Source organism: Stenotrophomonas sp. YAU14A_MKIMI4_1, from assembly GCF_003086855.1.
Classification (GTDB): domain Bacteria; phylum Pseudomonadota; class Gammaproteobacteria; order Xanthomonadales; family Xanthomonadaceae; genus Stenotrophomonas.
The window spans coordinates 2,382,955-2,398,621 of sequence record NZ_CP025998.1 but is presented as its reverse complement, the minus strand read 5'-3'; the positions used below and the strand labels follow the sequence as shown (position 1 = coordinate 2,398,621).

General features: G+C 70.4%; 13 protein-coding genes. 10 read left to right on the top strand and 3 right to left on the bottom strand.

The window, feature by feature from the left end:
* Positions 1–556 precede the first annotated feature (556 nt).
* Both C1931_RS11045 and C1931_RS11040 read right to left on the bottom strand, forming a co-directional pair.
* Positions 557–2,071 carry a thioredoxin family protein gene (locus C1931_RS11045; protein ID WP_234412808.1) on the bottom strand — a complete coding sequence of 505 codons (1,515 nt, stop codon included), beginning with the start codon at positions 2,069–2,071 and terminating at the stop codon, positions 557–559.
* 100 nt (positions 2,072–2,171) lie between these two features.
* On the bottom strand, positions 2,172–3,086 hold the full coding sequence (locus tag C1931_RS11040; protein WP_108756370.1) for a LysR family transcriptional regulator: 915 nt from the start codon (positions 3,084–3,086) through the stop codon (positions 2,172–2,174).
* A gap of 105 nt (positions 3,087–3,191) precedes the next feature.
* On the opposite strand from C1931_RS11040, the gene C1931_RS11035 reads away from it, so the two are divergent.
* Positions 3,192–3,953, top strand: a complete 762-nt coding sequence (locus tag C1931_RS11035) for an SDR family oxidoreductase (RefSeq protein WP_108756369.1) — start codon at positions 3,192–3,194, stop codon at positions 3,951–3,953.
* Positions 3,954–3,962: 9 nt separating this feature from the next.
* Here C1931_RS11035 and C1931_RS11030 read toward each other — a convergent pair whose 3' ends face one another.
* Entirely contained in the window at positions 3,963–4,421 is a 459-nt protein-coding gene (locus C1931_RS11030; protein WP_108756368.1) for a GNAT family N-acetyltransferase, read from the bottom strand.
* Positions 4,422–4,476: 55 nt separating this feature from the next.
* Between C1931_RS11030 and C1931_RS11025 the strand changes: the two genes are divergently transcribed.
* The 9 genes from C1931_RS11025 to C1931_RS10985 all read left to right on the top strand — a co-directional run bounded on the left by C1931_RS11025 (position 4,477) and on the right by C1931_RS10985 (position 15,557).
* Entirely contained in the window at positions 4,477–5,394 is a 918-nt protein-coding gene (locus C1931_RS11025; protein WP_108756367.1) for a TIGR03571 family LLM class oxidoreductase, read from the top strand.
* A 106-nt stretch (positions 5,395–5,500) separates the two neighbouring features.
* Complete coding sequence (locus C1931_RS11020; protein WP_199912356.1) at positions 5,501–5,830, top strand: DUF3817 domain-containing protein; 330 nt, start codon at positions 5,501–5,503, stop codon at positions 5,828–5,830.
* 157 nt (positions 5,831–5,987) lie between these two features.
* Entirely contained in the window at positions 5,988–7,184 is a 1,197-nt protein-coding gene (locus C1931_RS11015) for an MFS transporter (protein ID WP_108756366.1), read from the top strand.
* Complete coding sequence (locus C1931_RS11010; protein ID WP_108756365.1) at positions 7,181–8,380, top strand: isochorismate synthase; 1,200 nt, start codon at positions 7,181–7,183, stop codon at positions 8,378–8,380. The genes C1931_RS11015 and C1931_RS11010 overlap by 4 nt, the downstream gene beginning before the upstream one ends.
* Entirely contained in the window at positions 8,377–10,029 is a 1,653-nt protein-coding gene (locus tag C1931_RS11005; protein ID WP_108756364.1) for an AMP-binding protein, read from the top strand. The genes C1931_RS11010 and C1931_RS11005 overlap by 4 nt, the downstream gene beginning before the upstream one ends.
* Positions 10,029–10,661, top strand: coding sequence for an isochorismatase family protein (locus C1931_RS11000; protein WP_108756363.1), 633 nt, complete (start codon positions 10,029–10,031; stop codon positions 10,659–10,661). Before C1931_RS11005 ends, C1931_RS11000 begins: the two co-directional genes overlap by 1 nt.
* Positions 10,661–10,918: a phosphopantetheine-binding protein gene (locus tag C1931_RS10995; protein ID WP_108756362.1), complete on the top strand. Its 258-nt coding sequence runs from the start codon at positions 10,661–10,663 to the stop codon at positions 10,916–10,918. Before C1931_RS11000 ends, C1931_RS10995 begins: the two co-directional genes overlap by 1 nt.
* Positions 10,915–14,808, top strand: a complete 3,894-nt coding sequence (locus C1931_RS10990; RefSeq protein WP_108756361.1) for a non-ribosomal peptide synthetase — start codon at positions 10,915–10,917, stop codon at positions 14,806–14,808. Before C1931_RS10995 ends, C1931_RS10990 begins: the two co-directional genes overlap by 4 nt.
* Positions 14,799–15,557, top strand: coding sequence for a 2,3-dihydro-2,3-dihydroxybenzoate dehydrogenase (locus C1931_RS10985; protein WP_108756360.1), 759 nt, complete (start codon positions 14,799–14,801; stop codon positions 15,555–15,557). Before C1931_RS10990 ends, C1931_RS10985 begins: the two co-directional genes overlap by 10 nt.
* The last annotated feature ends 110 nt before the right edge of the window (positions 15,558–15,667 follow it).

Here is a 15,667-nt window from a genome sequence, read left to right as displayed (position 1 = left end):
CGTTCGCCGGGCATGGCCCGGCGCTACCGGTCAATCCGCCGGTAGGTGGCCACCTTGGTGGACACGCCGTGATCGCCGCACGTTCGCCGGGCATGGCCCGGCGCTACCGGTCAATCCGTCGGTAGGTGTCCACCTTGGTGGACACGCCGTGATCGCCGGATGCTCGCCGGGCATGGCCCGGCGCTACCGGTCGATCCGCCGGTAGGTGTCCACCTTGGTGGACACGCCGTGATGGCCGGACGTTCGCCGGGCATGGCCCGGCGCTACCGCTTAATCCGTCGGTAGGTGTCCACCTTGGTGGACACGCCGTGATCGCCGCACGTTCGCCGGGCATGGCCCGGCGCTACCGCTCAATCCGTCGGTAGGTGTCCACCTTGGTGGACACGCCGTGATGGCCGGACGTTCGCCGGGCATGGCCCGGCGCTACCGGTCGATCCGGCGGTAGGTGTCCACCTTGGTGGACACGCCGTGATGGCCGGACGTTCGCCGGGCATGGCCCGGCGCTACCGGTCAATCCGCCGGCAGGTGTCCATCTTGGTGGACACGCCGTGATCGCTCAGCTCAACCAATTCCGGCACGCACTGTCGCTCTGCTCGCCGCAGGCCTGCTGCATGCGCTGCTGCAGGCGGGCCAGGGTCTGCGCGCCCTGGTGCTTGCCGCTCCAGGTCTTCAACTGCGCCGCCAGCCGCTCGAAGCGCTGCCGGGTGCGCTGGTGGTAGCCCGACGGCTGCGCCTGCAGTTCGGCAATCAACGCATCGGTGGCCTGTTCAATGCGGGGTGCATCCTGCGGTGCCAGCCGCAGCAGGCCTTCCACGTACAGCACGCCCCATTGCACGCGCGTGGCCGGGCCCTGTGCGCCTTCATAGGCGCGCTTCAGCCATTCCAGTGCGCCGGCGGTGTCGCCGCGTTGCTCGGCCAGTTCGGCCAGTTCGGGCATGTAGTAGTAGGGCTGCTCGCTGCGCTTGATCTCGGCCAACAGCAGCGCCTCGGCACCGGCGTCATCGCCGATCTGGCGCAGCGCGTACACCGCACTGCTGATCGTGGCCTGGCGTGCATGTGCATCGCTGGCGGCGGCATCGGCGGCGGCCACGCGCTGCTTCACCTGCGCCACAAGCGTGGGCGGCAGCGCGCCTTCGGGTTGCTGCTGGCGTGCCAATGCCAGTTCGGTCAGCGCACGCGACAGGGCATCGTCGGCGCGGTTGCCCTGGGCGGCGTCTGCGCGCTCCAGCGCGACCAACAGCTGCTGGCCCAGACGCTGCTCGGTGGCGGGGCCGGCGCTGGCCAGTTTCACCAGTTTGGCACCGGCATAGCCCAGCAGCTCGCGATTGCGGCGCACCTCGGCCGGCTGTGCCAGCACGGCCTCCAGCAGTTCGCGGGTGGCGGTCGGGGCGCTGCGCGGCGTCTCGGCCGTGGCCAGCGCCAGCAGCGCGAAGCGGCGCTGCAACGCAGGCTCAGGTGCGGCGGCGGCCAGTGCGTTCAAGACATCCGTGCTGCTGCGCGTGCCGGCCAGCTTGTTGGCGTCCACTTCCCAGCCGTAGTCGCCCAGTACCTGCCAGTCCTCTGCGCCCAGTCTGGCGGGCGTGGCCAGTGCGGTGGCCAGGGTGTCGGCCACCGCGCTGCGGCGACCGGCGGCCACGGTCAGCACCCGGGTCAGTTCGGCCGCATCGTTGCCGCCGGCCACCCGGGTAATCTCATTGCGCTGCGGGTCCAGCACGATCAGCGTGGGGTAGCCGCGCACGCCGAAGCGCTCGCCCCAGGCCTGCGCGCCTTCCTCGTCGCCGTCCAGGTAGACCGGCACGAACTTTCCGGTCAGGGCGATGAAGGCCGGATCCTTGAACAGCCCGGCCTTCAGCTGGTTGCACGGCGGGCACCACGCCGCGCCCCAGTACAGCAGCACCGGCTTGCCACTTTCGGCTGCTTCATTGAAGGCATCGTCCACGTCGCCCTGGCGCCAGGCGATGGCCGTGGCCGGCGCGGCGCTGGCCGCATTGGCCGAAGCAACCGGGGCCTGCGCGGGTGAGCAGGCGCTCAGTGCCGAGGCGAGCAGCAGTACGGAAAGGGCAGTGCGCATCGGCGGGCGGTCCGTTGGGGGAATAGCGCATTGTAGGAAGGCCGCCCCCTGCGGTTGATGCAGTTTGGGCATGACGGCCGTGCCTGCCGGCATATGCGGGTCAGGGGGCCCGCGCCGCCTGCAGTTCGTCGGCCAGCAGGCCGGCCAGCCAGTGCATGAAGGCCTGCACGCGGCGGGGCAGATGGCGGCGCTGCGCATAGACCAGGTTCACCGGCATCGGCTCGGCCACGCAGTCGGGCAGCACCTGTACCAGCCGGCCCTCGCGCAGCGCCTGGCGGGCGCCCATTTCCGGCACCTGGATGATGCCCAGCCCGGCCAGTGCGGCGGCGCTGTAGCCGTCGGCATTGTTCACCGTCAGCGCGCCGCGCATCGGCCAGCTGCGGTACTGCTGGCCATCGAAGTATTCAAACCCCGGCGAGCGCTGGCCCAGCGTGCCCACGTAATGCACCAGCGCATGCTGGTCCAGGTCGGCCAGTTCGCGCGGCACACCGCGCGCGGCCAGGTAGGCCGGGCTGGCCACGTTGACGATGTGCATGTGGCCCAGTGGGCGCGCCACCAGGCTGCTGTCGTCCAGGCTGCCGACCCGCAGCACGCAGTCGAAGCCTTCGCGCACCACATCCACGCGGCGGTCGGTCGCGCTCAGTTCCACTTCCAGCGCCGGGTGCTGGGCCAGGAAGGCCGGCAGCTGCGGAATCACCAGGTTGCGCGCCAGCCCGCCGGGCATGTCCACGCGCAGGCGCCCGCTCAGTTCGCTGGTCTGGCGGCGGAACAGGCCCTGCAGTTCCTCCATGTCGTCCAGCAGATCGTGCGCACGCTGCTGCAGCTGGGTGCCGTCGGCCGTCAGGTGAACGCGGCGGGTGGTGCGGTGCAGAAGCTGGGTGCCCAGTTCAGCCTCCAGGCGCTGGATCGCCTGGGACACACTGGCCTTGGGCAGGCCCAAGCCGTCGGCGGCGCGGGTGAACGAGCCCAGCTCGGCCACGCGCAGGAAGACCCGCAGGGTATCAAGGCGGTCCATGGATTGTTTGGCCAGGTTGAACAGTCAAATCAGGATCGCGCGATTTATGGCGCCCGGCAATCCCAATAGTCTGGTCCCACTTCCTCCTCAACCAGGTGCACCGTCATGACGTCTTCCTCCCGTGTTGTCCTTGTCACCGGCGGCAGCCGCGGCCTGGGCCGTAACGCCGCCTTGGCGCTGGCCGCCGATGGCGCCGATATCGTCATTACCTACCGCGCCCAAGCCGACGCGGCCGAACAGGTCGTGCAGCAGATCCAGGCCCTGGGCCGTCGTGCCGCCGCGTTGCCGCTGGACATGGCCGACAGCGCTGGCTTCGCCGCCTTCGCCACGCAACTGCAGAACGTGCTGCAGGGCTGGGGTGCCACGGCGCTGCAGGGCCTGTTGAACAATGCCGGTGAGGGCCTGTACGCGCCGATTGCCGACACCACCGAAGCCCAGTTCGACAACGCCGTGGCCGTACACCTGAAGGGCCCGTACTTCCTCACCCAGGCGCTGCTGCCGCTGATCGCCGATGGCGGTCGCATCCTCAACGTGTCCAGCGGGCTGGCGCGCTTCTCGCTGCCCGGCAGTTCCGCCTACGCCATGATGAAGGGCGGCATTGAAGTGTTCACCCGCTATCTGGCACGCGAACTGGGCGCGCGTGGCATCAGCGCCAACACGCTGGCGCCGGGCGCCATCGAGACCGACTTCGGCGGCGGCCGCGTGCGCGACGATGCGCAGACCAATGCCATGGTGTCGTCGATCACCGCGCTGGGCCGCGCCGGCCTGCCCGATGACATCGGCCCGGTGGTGGTGGCGCTGCTGTCGCCGGCCACCGGCTGGGTGAATGGCCAGCGCGTGGAAGCGTCCGGCGGCATGTTCGTCTGATCAGCGCGCTCAGTGCCGGGGCGGGGCGGCCAGGGTCAGCGGCTGGTAGACCAGTCCGTGCGATTCGGCCACTTCGCCATCCAGCACGAAGCCGTAGCGCTGGTAGGTGGGCACGGCATTCAGTGACGCGCTGACGCTCATCTGCGGCGTGCGCAGGTGCGGCAGTACCGCCTGCAGCAGCGCATGGCCGATGCCCTTGCCCTGGCAGGCCGGGGCCACGAACAACATCGCCAGGTGCCGGCCCTCCTTCAGTTCCACCACGCCCACGATGCGCGCGTCCTGTTCGGCCACCAGGATGTGGTTGTCGCCCTGCAGGCGATCGCCGAAAGCGGCAGGCGCGGCCACCGCAGTAAACGTCGCGACACCCTGGTCGCTCAGGGTGGGCGCCACCGCCTGTTCGAACGCGGCCATGCACACGGCGCTGATCGCCGGGGTGTCCTGGGCGAGGGCGGGGCGGATCCTGTGCATGCAGTGTTCTTCCTGTGGTGGCGTGGTGGTCAGCCTGCCACGCTAAGCTGCCTGCATGAGCGATTTCAATGCCGCCCATGCGCGGGTGTTTCCATCGCAGGGCCTCAGTCTGGGCCTGATGACCCCGCTGGCTGCGCACGGTCTGGCCGACCTGCGCAGCGCACGTGCGCATGCACGGCTGGCCGACGATCTGGGCTTTGCGGCGCTATGGGCGCGCGATGTGCCGCTGATGGTGCCGCAGGGGCCGGATGCGACGGCCAGCACACTCGATGATCCGTTCCTGTGGCTGGCAGCGCTGGCCGGTGCCACCGAGCGCATTGGGCTGGGCACCGCGGCCATCGTGCTGCCGCTGCGGCATCCGCTGCATGTGGCCAAGGCCGCGCGCAGCCTGGACCGGATCAGCGAGGGGCGCTTCATCCTCGGCCTGGGTTCGGGTGACCGCCCGGAAGAGTTCGCCGCGTTCGGCGAAGACCTGGACCATCGCGGTGCGGCGTTCCGCCAGCGCTGGTGGGTGTTGCGCGCGGCGCTGTCGCCCGACGCGCATGCGCAGGCCGAACTGGCCGATGCCACCGGTGGCTTTGCGGTACTGCCGCCGCCGCAGCAGCGTATTCCCATGCTGGTGGTGGGCACGGCGCGGCAGAGCCTGCAGTGGATCGCACGCGACGCCGAGGGCTGGGCCACCTATCACCGCGAAGAAGGCGCACAAAAAGGCCGCATCGGGCTGTGGCAACAGGCGCTGGCCCAGGCCGGCGCCGCCAAGCCGTTCGTGCAATCGATGCAGCTGGATCTGCAGGCCGATCCGCACGCGCCGGCCACGCCATTGCCATTGGGCATGAAAGTGGGCCGCCACGGTCTGCAGGCGTATCTGCAGCGCGTGCATGCGCAGGGCGTGGCGCATGTGATGTTCAACCTGGTCGACAACGGGCGGCCGGTGCAGGCGGTGCTTGAGGAAATCGCGTCGGTCGGGCTGTGAGGGTGCGAACCCCGGGTACGGCCCGGCGCTACCCGGCACGGCGGGTTCCTGCCGGCGTTCGCATCTGCGTATCATTCGCGTTTGATTCCCCGGCCCGGAGCCTTTCGTGACCCCACGTTCCCCCCTGCACCCGTTCGGGCGCGCGTTCGCCATCGTTGCCTTCATCGAGGCGCTCACCTGGGCCGGGCTGCTGCTGGGCATGTGGCTGAAGTACGGCCCCGCCGACACTGTGGCGCTGGTGAAGCTGTTTGGTCCGCTGCATGGCGGGGCCTTCCTGGTCTACGTGGCGGTCAGCCTGCTGGCGGCGCTGCGCCTGCGCTGGCCGTGGTGGGCCACCGGGCTGGCCCTGCTGGCGGCGATTCCGCCGCTGGTCACGCTGCCGCTGGAATGGTGGTTCCGCCGCCGGGGCCTGCTGTCGGCGCGTAGCGTCGGCTGAGCCTGCGCAAGCGCACGTTGCTGTCCCATTCAAGTGAATGGGTATCAAATGCAAATACGAGCCGTTATCATTTGAAGGCTGGATGCACGCCTGACGGTGCCGCGCCAGACGGGCCCACAAGGCGCCCGCGCTCCTTTCCTGAAACGGCTGGTGTTCCATGAATGCACGTCCCGTCGTCGCCGGTCTGCCGGCATTGGTGTTGGCTGCCCTGATCGGCACCATGGCGATGATGTCCTTCGTCGCGGTCATCGGCCCGGTGGTGCGCTTGCTGGGCCTGGCCGAATGGCATGCCGGTCTGTCGGTTACCGCCGCCGGTGTGCTGTGGATGCTCGCCGCCCGCCCGTGGGGCCTGCTGAGCGACCGCATCGGCCGCAAGCGTGTGCTGCTGGTGGCCATGAGCGCCTACACGGTGGTCTACATCGGCCTGGCGGTGTTCATCGACCGCGCGCTGCAGTCGGTGCCGGCGGTGCTGGTGTCGGTGGCGGTGCTGGTCGGCACGCGCGGTCTGATCGGGCTGTTCTATGCCGCCGTGCCGCCGACGGCCGCGGCGCTGATCGCCGATCAGTCACCGCCGGGGCAGCGCACGCAGTTGCTGGCGCGGCTGGGCAGCGCCAATGCGCTGGGCATGGTGCTGGGGCCGGCCGCGGCCGGTTGGTTGGCCTACCGCAATCTGCCGCTGGCCCTGTACGCCGCCGCGCTGCTGCCGTTGCTGGCGCTGGCGCTGCTGGCCTGGCGCCTGCCGGCCACGCCACCGGTGGCGGCCAACGCGGCACAGAAGCGCACGCCGTTGGCGCGCATGGATGCACGCGTGCGGCTGCCGCAGCTGACCGCGTTCCTGGCCATGATCTCGGTCACGATCGCCCAGGTTACGGTCGGTTTCTTTGCGATTGATCGGCTGGCGCTGGACGCCGCCGCCGGCGCGCGCATGGCGGGCCTGGCGCTTACCGCGGTCGGCGTCGGCCTGATCCTGGCGCAGGTGCTGGTGATGAAGCTGGACGTGCATCCGCGGCGCTGGATCGCGCTGGGCGCGTTGATCGGCGGCCTGGGCTTCGCCTCGGTCGCGCTGGTGCAGCAGCCCTGGCAGCTGCCGGCGGCCTACGCCATCGCGGCGTTCGGCATGGGCTTTGTGTTCCCGTCCTTCCAGGCGCTGGCCGCCGACGCGGTGGAACCGCATGAGCAGGGTGCCGCCGCCGGTACCGTGGCCGCCGCGCAGGGCGTGGGCATGGTGGTCGGGCCGATGCTGGGCACGCTGCTGTACCGCGCCAACGCCAGCCTGCCGTACCTGATGGTGGGCGTGTTGCTGTTGCTGCTGTGCGCACTGGCGCTGGCCCACCGTCGTGCGGAGGCCGCATGAACGATTCGATCGTGCTGGGTGATCGCAACCCCGATGCAGCGCTGGCCGACACGGCAATCAACGCCGATCAGGCCGATCTGTTCGTACTGCAGCAGGCGGGCCAGCAGGTGCATGCGCGCGGCTGCCGTGCGCGGCTGCCTGCCGGTGCACTGACCACGCTGGCCGACCGCGTAGCGGATTTCTTCAGCCAGCAGCGCGGTGGTCCGGGGCTGCTGGTGGGCGCGGTGCCGTTCGAGCCGCGCGCCGACGATGCGTTGTACCAACCCGAGCGCCTGTTGCCGGCGCTGCCGCTGCGGCCCCAGGCTGCGCCGGTACTGCAAGGTGCGTTGCAGGCCGAGCCGTCGGCACAGGCCTACGCCGATGCGGTGGCGCAGGCGGTGTGGGCCCTGCGTGCCAGCGACGACCCGTTGCACAAGGTGGTGCTGGCGCGCAGCCTGCTGGCGCAGACGCAGCAACCGCTGGCGCCGGATGCGCTGCTGGCGCGGCTGGGCGCCGACCCCTCGGTGGCGACCTACGCGGTGCCGCTGCCGGTCGACCCGGCGCAGCCGCCGGCCTGGCTGGTGGGCGCAACGCCGGAGCTGCTGCTGCGCAAGCGCGGTGCCCAGGTGTTGTCGCATCCGCTGGCCGGTTCGGCCCGACGCAGTGCCGATCCTGCCCAGGACCAGGCCGCTGCGCAGGCGCTGCTGGCCTCGCGCAAGGATCACGACGAACACCGCCACGTGGTCGAGGCCATCGTGGCCGCGCTGTCACCGTGGTGCCGCCAGGTGGACGCGCAGCCGCGCCCGGTGCTGCATGCCACCGCCAGCATGTGGCACCTGGGCACGCGCATCCACGCCACGCTGGATGATCCGTCCACGCCGGCAGCGCAGCTGCTGGCCGCCCTGCATCCCACCCCGGCGGTGTGTGGCACGCCGCAACAGGCTGCGCTGCAGCGCATCCGCGCACTGGAACCGGTGCCGCGCGGCTTCTATGCCGGTGCCGTGGGCTGGCTCGACGCGCAGGGCGATGGTGACTGGTACGTTGCGATCCGCTGTGCGCGACTGCAGGGCCGCCAGCTGCGGCTGTATGCCGGCGCCGGCATCGTCGCCGAATCCTCGCCGCAGGCCGAAGTGGCCGAAACGGCGGCCAAGTTCACCGCCTTGTTGAATGCGCTGGGGGTCCATGACCCGGCGCCGCTGCAGGAAATCCTGTCATGACCACGCCTTCTGTTTCCCACCGTGTTCCGCTGCAGCAGGTCTGGCCGGCCGAGCGCGCGCAGCGCTATCGCCAGGCCGGCTATTGGCGCGGCGAAACCTTCCCCGGCTTCCTGCGCGAGCGCGCCGAACGCTATGCCGACGATGTTGCCGTGGTTGCCGGGGATACCCGCCTGACCTACGCGCAGCTGTGGCATGAAGCCGGGCGCATCGGCGCCGGTCTGCTTGCACTCGGGCTGCAACCGGGTGACCGGGTGCTGCTGCAGCTGGGCAACACGGCCAGCTTCATCAGCGTGGCCTGTGGTCTGTTCCGCGCCGGGCTGGTTCCGGTGTACGCGCTGCCGGCGCACCGCATCACCGAACTGGTGCATTTCGCGACCAAGGCCCAGGTCAGTGCCTATGTCACCACGGCGCTGCACGAGGGCTTCGATCATCGCGAACTGGCGCGGGCCCTGCAGGCGGCGGTGCCGGCCGTGCAGCAGGTGGTGATCGATGGTGAGGCGGCCGAGTTCACCGCGTTGGATGCGCTGCAGGGCGACCGCGGCACGCTGCCGGCAGACCCTGACCCGCAGTCGGTGGCCTTCCTGCAGATTTCCGGCGGCAGCACCGGCCTGTCCAAACTGATTCCGCGTACGCACGACGACTACATCTATTCGTTCCGCGCCAGCAACGAGATCTGCGGCATCGACCGCGACAGCGTGTACCTGGTGGCCCTGCCGGCCGCGCACAATTTTCCGATGAGCTCGCCCGGCTTCTTCGGTGCGCTGTACGCAGGTGCGCGCGTGGTGATGAGCCCGGGCCCCGGGCCCGACGCGGCATTTCCGCTGATTGCCCGCGAAAAAGTGACCTGCTGCGGCCTGGTGCCTCCGCTGGCCTTGCTGTGGGCGCAGGCGGCGGCCAGCCGTAGCGAGGACATTTCCAGCCTGCAGGTGCTGCAGGTGGGCGGTGCCAAGCTGGTGCCCGAAGCCGCGCGGCGCGTGGTGGACGGGTTGGGCTGCACGCTGCAGCAGGTGTTCGGCATGGCCGAAGGGCTGGTGAACTACACCCGGCTGGACGACCCGCTGGAACTGATCGTGGCCTGCCAGGGCCGGCCGATCAGTCCCGACGACGAAGTGCGCGTGGTGGATGACCACGACCAGCCGGTGGCCGAAGGCGAAGTCGGCCACCTGATCACCCGCGGCCCGTACACCATCAATGGCTACCACAACGATCCGGTGGCCAATGCACGCGCCTTCACCGACGACGGTTTCTATCGCACCGGCGATCGCGTCCAGCAGCTGCCCGGCGGCTACCTGGTGGTGCAGGGCAGGGCCGGCGACCACATCAATCGTGCCGGCGAGAAGATTTCCGCCGAAGAGATCGAAGACCATCTGCTGGCGCACCCGGCGGTGTTCGACGCGGCCGTGGTCTCCATTCCCGATGAGTACCTGGGCGAGCGCAGCTGTGCCTTCGTCATTGCCCAGGGCGAGCCGATCAAGGCGCCGGCGCTGAAGGCCTGGATGCGCACCCGTGGCCTGGCCGCGTTCAAGGTGCCCGACCAGGTGCTGTTCGTGGACAGTTTCGATACCACGGCGGTCGGCAAGATCAGCCGCCGCGAACTGCGTGCGCAGCTGCGCGCGCGTCATCTGCAACAGACAGGAGGAACGCGCTGATGGCGCTGCCCCGCATTACCCCTTACGCGCTGCCCACGGCCAGCGAACTGCCGGCCGCACGCGGCCCCTGGCAGCCCCAGCGCGACCGCGTGGCGCTGCTGGTGCACGACATGCAGCGCTACTTCCTGGCCGCCTTCGATGGCGAACAGGCACCGCTGCAGCCGGCCGTGGCCAACATCGCGCGGCTGCTGGCGCATTGCCGCGCGCACGGCATTCCGGTGTTCTACACCGCCCAGCATGGCAACCAGGACCGGCGCGACCGTGGCCTGCAGGCCGATCTGTGGGGCCCGGGCATGCAGCGCGGGCAAGCGCATGAAGCGATCATCGACGCGTTGGCGCCGCAGGAAGGCGAGCACGTGCTGGTCAAGCACCGCTACAGCGCGTTCCAGCGCAGCAACCTGGAAACCCTGATGCGCGTGCGCGGCCGCGACCAGTTGCTGGTCACCGGCGTCTACGCCCATATCGGCTGCACCGCCACCGTGGCCGAGGCCTTCCAGCGCGATATCGAAGCGTTCATCGCCGCCGATGCCGTGGCCGATTTCTCGCGTGCCGACCACGACCAGGCGCTGTACTGGATCGCCCGCACCTGCGGGGTGCCGATGACTACCGACCGACTGCTGGAGCTGCTGTGATGAACGCAGGCGCTGAACCGCTGACCCTGGAACGCATGCGCGCCGACCTGGCGCGGGTGCTGGACTGCACGCCGGGCGAGATCGGTGACGATGACAACCTGATGGATCTGGACCTGGATTCGATGCGCATGCTCGGTCTGGTGCTGGCCTGGGGCAATACCGGCCTGCCGCTGGAATTCTCGCAGCTGGCCGAACACAGCACGCTGCGCCAGTGGTGGGCGGTGGTGCAGCGGCTGCAGGCTGCGCAGGCGGCATGAGCGCGGCAGCGCTGGCCACGGCCGTTGCCCTGACCGAAGCGCAGACCGGGCTGTGGTACGCGCAGCGGCTGGCACCGCTCAGCCCGGCCTTCAATACCGCCCATGCGGTGTGGATGGACGGTGCGCTGGACGTGCCCGCCTTCGTGGCCGCGGCCAACCAGGCGGCGGCCGAGGCGCAGGCGTTCGCACTCCGCTTCGGCCAGCAGGCGCAGGGCGAGCCCCTGCAATGGCACGATCCGGCGCATGTGCCGACGCTGCAACTTCACGATGTTTCCGCTGCGGCAGATCCGGACGCGGCCGCGCGCGCGGCGATGCAGGCGGACCGGCTGACGGCGGTGGATCCCACCCGCGATCGTCTGGCGCGGCAGGTGCTGTTCCAGCTGGGCCCGCAGCGCTGGGTCTGGTACCTGCGCGTGCATCATCTGGCCACCGATGGTTATGGCATGGCCTTGTTCAGCGATCGCGTCTGCGCGCTGTACGCCGGCCGCGGCGGCGATCCGTTGCCGTCGTTGGATGCCGTGTTGGCCGACGATGCCGCATACCGTGACCACGCTCGCCGCGAGCAGGCCCGGCAGTGGTGGCATGCGCAGCTGCAGGGAGCGCCGGCGGGCGCGGGCCTGGCGGGCACCGCCGCGGCAAGCGACGATGCGCTGCGCTGGGTGCAGCCGCTGGACAGCAGCTTCCGTGAGCGCCTGCTGCAGACCGCTGCGGCGTGGCTGCAGCCGTGGCCGGATGTGCTGACCGCGCTCACCGCCGAGTATCTGCGGCGCATGGGCGCGGCCGACGAAGTGGTGCTGGGCATTGCCTACATGGGCCGGCTGGGCAACGCATCGGCACGCGTGCCGGCGATGGTGATGAACGTGCTGCCGCTGCGTGTTGCCGCCGCCGAAGGCAGCGTGGAATCGCACTGTCGCGCGCTGGGCCGTCAGCTCAGCCAGGGCCGCAAACACGGCCGTTACCGGGGTGAACAGCTGCGCCGCGACCTGGGTCTGGTGGGGGCGCAGCAGCGCCTGCATGGGCCGCTGGTGAACGTGCAGCCGTTCTACCGCCCGCTGGCGGTGCCCGGTGTGCAGGCCACCCTGGAGGTGCTGTGCACCGGCCCGGTGGATGATCTGACCCTGGGCTTCCGTGGCGACGGCCAGCAGATGCTGGATCTTGAGATCGAAGCCAATCCCGCGCTGTACGGCGCGCAGGACGTGCAGGCGCATGCGCAGCGCCTGCTGCATTTCGTGTCGGCGGCCCTGCAGGCCGACGACATCGGCGATGTGCCACTGGCCACGCCCGAAGAAACACAGCAGCTGGTGCATGGCTTCAACGCCACCGACCACCCGCTGCCACACACCACCCTGGCCGAGCTGCTGCGGCAAGGTATGGATCGCGACCCGCAAGCCCCCGCGCTGGTGCTGGGCGCGCAGACGCTGGACCACGCCACCCTGGAAGCGCGCAGCTTCGCACTGGCCGCGCAGTTGCGCGCGCTGGGCGCCGGCCCGGGCACGCGGGTGGCGGTGGCCTTGCCGCGTTCGCTGGACCTGGTGATCGCGATGGTGGCCGTGCTGCGCGCAGGCGCCGCCTACCTGCCGCTGGATCTGGACCATCCTGATGAGCGCCTGGCGCGCATCCTGGTCTCGGCAAAGCCGCTGTGCGTGTTGGGCGAGGCGGACAACGCGCCGCGCCTGGCGGGTGTGCCGGTACTGGCACCCACGCAGTGGACCGATGTCAGCTTCGCCGCGCCATGGCCGGGGCCGGACGCGCACGATGCGGCCTATGTGATCTACACCTCCGGCTCCACCGGCGAGCCCAAGGGCGTGGTCATCGAGCATCGCGCCATCGTCAACCGCCTGCTGTGGATGCGCGAGCACTACGGCTTCAGCGCCGATGACCGCGTGCTGCAGAAGACACCGGCCACCTTCGACGTGTCGGTCTGGGAATTCTTCCTGCCGCTGCTGTGCGGGGCGACCCTGGTGCTGGCCCCGCCGCAGACGCATCGTGATCCTGCCGCGCTGGCGCGGTTGATCCGTGCGCATGGCATCACCACCGCGCACTTCGTGCCGTCCATGCTCGACGCGTTCCTGGCCGCGCCGGATACGCAGGGCCTGCAGCTGCGCCGCGTGTTCACCAGTGGCGAAGCGCTGGATGCCTCGCTGCGCGACCGCTTCCATGCGCGCGTGCAGGCACAGTTGCACAATCTGTACGGGCCGACCGAAGCTGCAGTGGATGTGAGCTATTGGCCTGCATCGGCGGACGATGCGTCGCGCCCGGTGCCGATCGGCTTCCCGGTCTGGAACACGCGCCTGTACGTGCTCGATGCCGCGCTGCGGCCGCAGCCGGTGGGGGTGCCGGGCGATCTGTACCTGGGCGGCGTGCAACTGGCACGCGGCTATCTGGGCCGCGACGACCTGACCGCCGACCGCTTCCTGGCCGATCCGTTCCTGCCCGGCGAGCGCATCTACCGCACCGGCGACGTGGCGCGCTGGCGTCCGGATGGCGCGGTCGAATACCTCGGCCGCAGCGACCACCAGGTGAAGCTGCGCGGGCTGCGCATCGAACTGGGCGAGATCGAGGCGGCGCTGCGCGAACTGCCCGGCATGCAGCGGGTGGAAGTGCTGCTGCGCCACGATGCGCCGGCCGAGGCGCGGCTGGTGGCCTATGTGCCTGCAGGCCTGGACGATGCGGCCGCGCTGCGCAGCCACCTGGCCGCGCGCGTGCCCGACTACATGGTGCCGTCGCTGTTCGTGGGGGTGGAACAGTGGCCGGTCACCGCCAATGGCAAGCTGGACCGCGCGGCGTTGCCCGCGCCTGCGCAGGTGCAGGTTGCCGGCCTGGCGCCGCGCACGCCGCTGGAACAGGAACTGGCGCAGCTGTTCGCGCAGGCGCTGGGGCGCGATGGGCCGGTGCCGGTGGACGCGGACTTCTTCAGCTTGGGCGGCGACTCGTTGTCGGCGGTGCATCTGTTGCTGGCCATCGAGCAGCGCTGGCGCTGCGAGCTGGGCCTGGGGGCGCTGTTCGCCCAGCCCACGGTGGCCGCGCTGGCCACGCGACTGGCCGAACCGCCGGCCAATGCCGACCATGCGCTGGGGCCGGTGATCGCACTGGCAGCGGCGGAGGGCGAACCTGCGCCTGCACCGCTGTTCGTGCTGCACCCGGCTGGTGGCATCGCCTGGAATTACCGCACGCTGGCGCGTGCACTGCAGCCGGCGCGCCCCGTGTATGGCCTGCAGTCGCCTGCGCTCGACCCCGCGCAGCCGCTGCCGGGCAGCATCGATGCCATGGCCAACGACTACGTGCAGCGCGTGGTGGCCCTGCAGCCGCGCGGCCCCGTGCATCTGCTCGGCTGGTCGGTGGGTGGCATCCTGGCCCAGGCCATGGCCGTGCGCCTGCACGACATCGGGCGTGAGGTGGGCGAACTGGTGCTGCTGGATGCCTATCCCGCTGAATGCTGGCGGGCCGAACCCGAGCCCGACCCGATTGCCGCGCTGCGGGCGCTGCTGGCCATTGCCGGGCACGATCCCGACGCGCACCCGGAACTGGACAGCCGCGAGGCCATCCTGGCCTTCCTGCGCCAGGGCGGCAGCGCGCTGGGCAGCCTGCCGGATGTGGTGCTGGAAGGCGTGGTGCGCGCGGTGACCGGCACCAATCGATTGATCCGGGCCCACCACCACCGCCCGTACGTGGGCACGCTGGTGCATGTGCGGGCAGGGCGCGACCACGTGGCCCGGCCGCAACTGCAGTCGGCGCTGTGGCAGGCGCATGCGCTGGACGTACAGGCGCTGGAACTGCCGTTCCTGCACGCCGAACTGACCGGCCGCGACGCGGTGGCGCAACTGGCGCCGTGGCTGTCGGCACGCCTGCAGCACTGGGATGAACAACAGGAGATCGCAACATGCAGTTGACCGGGTTTGCAGGCCGCGTGGCGCTGGTGACCGGCGCCGGCGGGGGCATCGGCGCGGCGCTGGTTGAACTGCTGGCGGCGGCCGGGTGCACGGTGGTGGCCACCGATCGTGCCGCGCCCGTGGCGCAGGCACGTGGGGTACACGCCTTCGCACTGGACGTGACCGACAGCGGTGCGGTGGACGCGCTGGTGGACCAGGTGGAAGCGCGCATCGGCCCGATTGCGCTGGTGGCGAATGTGGCTGGCGTGCTGCACGTGGGCGAGGTGGTGCAGACCACCGATGCCGATTGGCGCCGCGTGTTCGCGGTCAATGCCGAAGGCGTGTTCCATGTCAGCCGCGCGGTGGCGCGGGTGATGTCACCGCGTCGGCAGGGGGCGCTGGTGACGGTCAGCTCGAACGCGGCCGGTGTGCCGCGGCATGGCATGGCTGCTTATGCGGCCTCGAAGGCAGCGGCGACCATGTTCACCCGTTGCCTGGGCCTGGAGCTGGCCCCGCTGGGCATCCGCTGCAACATCGTCGCCCCGGGCTCCACGCTCACCTCCATGCAGACCGGCATGTGGGAAGACGCGCAGGGCGCCGAACGGGTGATCGCGGGCAACCTGGATACCTACAAGGCAGGTATTCCGCTGCGCAAGCTGGCGACCCCGGACGACATCGCCCATTCAGTGATGTTCCTGCTGTCCGAGCAGGCCGGCCACGTGGCCATGAGTGATCTGTACGTGGACGGCGGCGCCACCCTGCGCGGGTGACGCACGCGTCGCCGATTCCCGGTAGGTGCCCACCTTGGTGGGCACGCGGGCGCGGCGCGTGCCCACCAAGGTTGGCACCTACTAGGCGTCGGGGCGGTGCGCGTGCCACG

Excerpts from the sequence above, each read along its gene's own strand:
- C1931_RS11045 (WP_234412808.1), bottom strand. The coding sequence starts at position 2,071 with ATGCGCACTGCCCTTTCCGTACTGCTGCTCGCCTCGGCACTGAGCGCC.
- C1931_RS11040 (WP_108756370.1), bottom strand. The coding sequence starts at position 3,086 with ATGGACCGCCTTGATACCCTGCGGGTCTTCCTGCGCGTGGCCGAGCTG.
- C1931_RS11035 (WP_108756369.1), top strand. The coding sequence starts at position 3,192 with ATGACGTCTTCCTCCCGTGTTGTCCTTGTCACCGGCGGCAGCCGCGGC.
- C1931_RS11030 (WP_108756368.1), bottom strand. The coding sequence starts at position 4,421 with ATGCACAGGATCCGCCCCGCCCTCGCCCAGGACACCCCGGCGATCAGC.
- C1931_RS11025 (WP_108756367.1), top strand. The coding sequence starts at position 4,477 with ATGAGCGATTTCAATGCCGCCCATGCGCGGGTGTTTCCATCGCAGGGC.
- C1931_RS11015 (WP_108756366.1), top strand. The coding sequence starts at position 5,988 with ATGAATGCACGTCCCGTCGTCGCCGGTCTGCCGGCATTGGTGTTGGCT.
- C1931_RS11010 (WP_108756365.1), top strand. The coding sequence starts at position 7,181 with ATGAACGATTCGATCGTGCTGGGTGATCGCAACCCCGATGCAGCGCTG.
- C1931_RS11005 (WP_108756364.1), top strand. The coding sequence starts at position 8,377 with ATGACCACGCCTTCTGTTTCCCACCGTGTTCCGCTGCAGCAGGTCTGG.
- C1931_RS11000 (WP_108756363.1), top strand. The coding sequence starts at position 10,029 with ATGGCGCTGCCCCGCATTACCCCTTACGCGCTGCCCACGGCCAGCGAA.
- C1931_RS10995 (WP_108756362.1), top strand. The coding sequence starts at position 10,661 with ATGAACGCAGGCGCTGAACCGCTGACCCTGGAACGCATGCGCGCCGAC.
- C1931_RS10990 (WP_108756361.1), top strand. The coding sequence starts at position 10,915 with ATGAGCGCGGCAGCGCTGGCCACGGCCGTTGCCCTGACCGAAGCGCAG.
- C1931_RS10985 (WP_108756360.1), top strand. The coding sequence starts at position 14,799 with ATGCAGTTGACCGGGTTTGCAGGCCGCGTGGCGCTGGTGACCGGCGCC.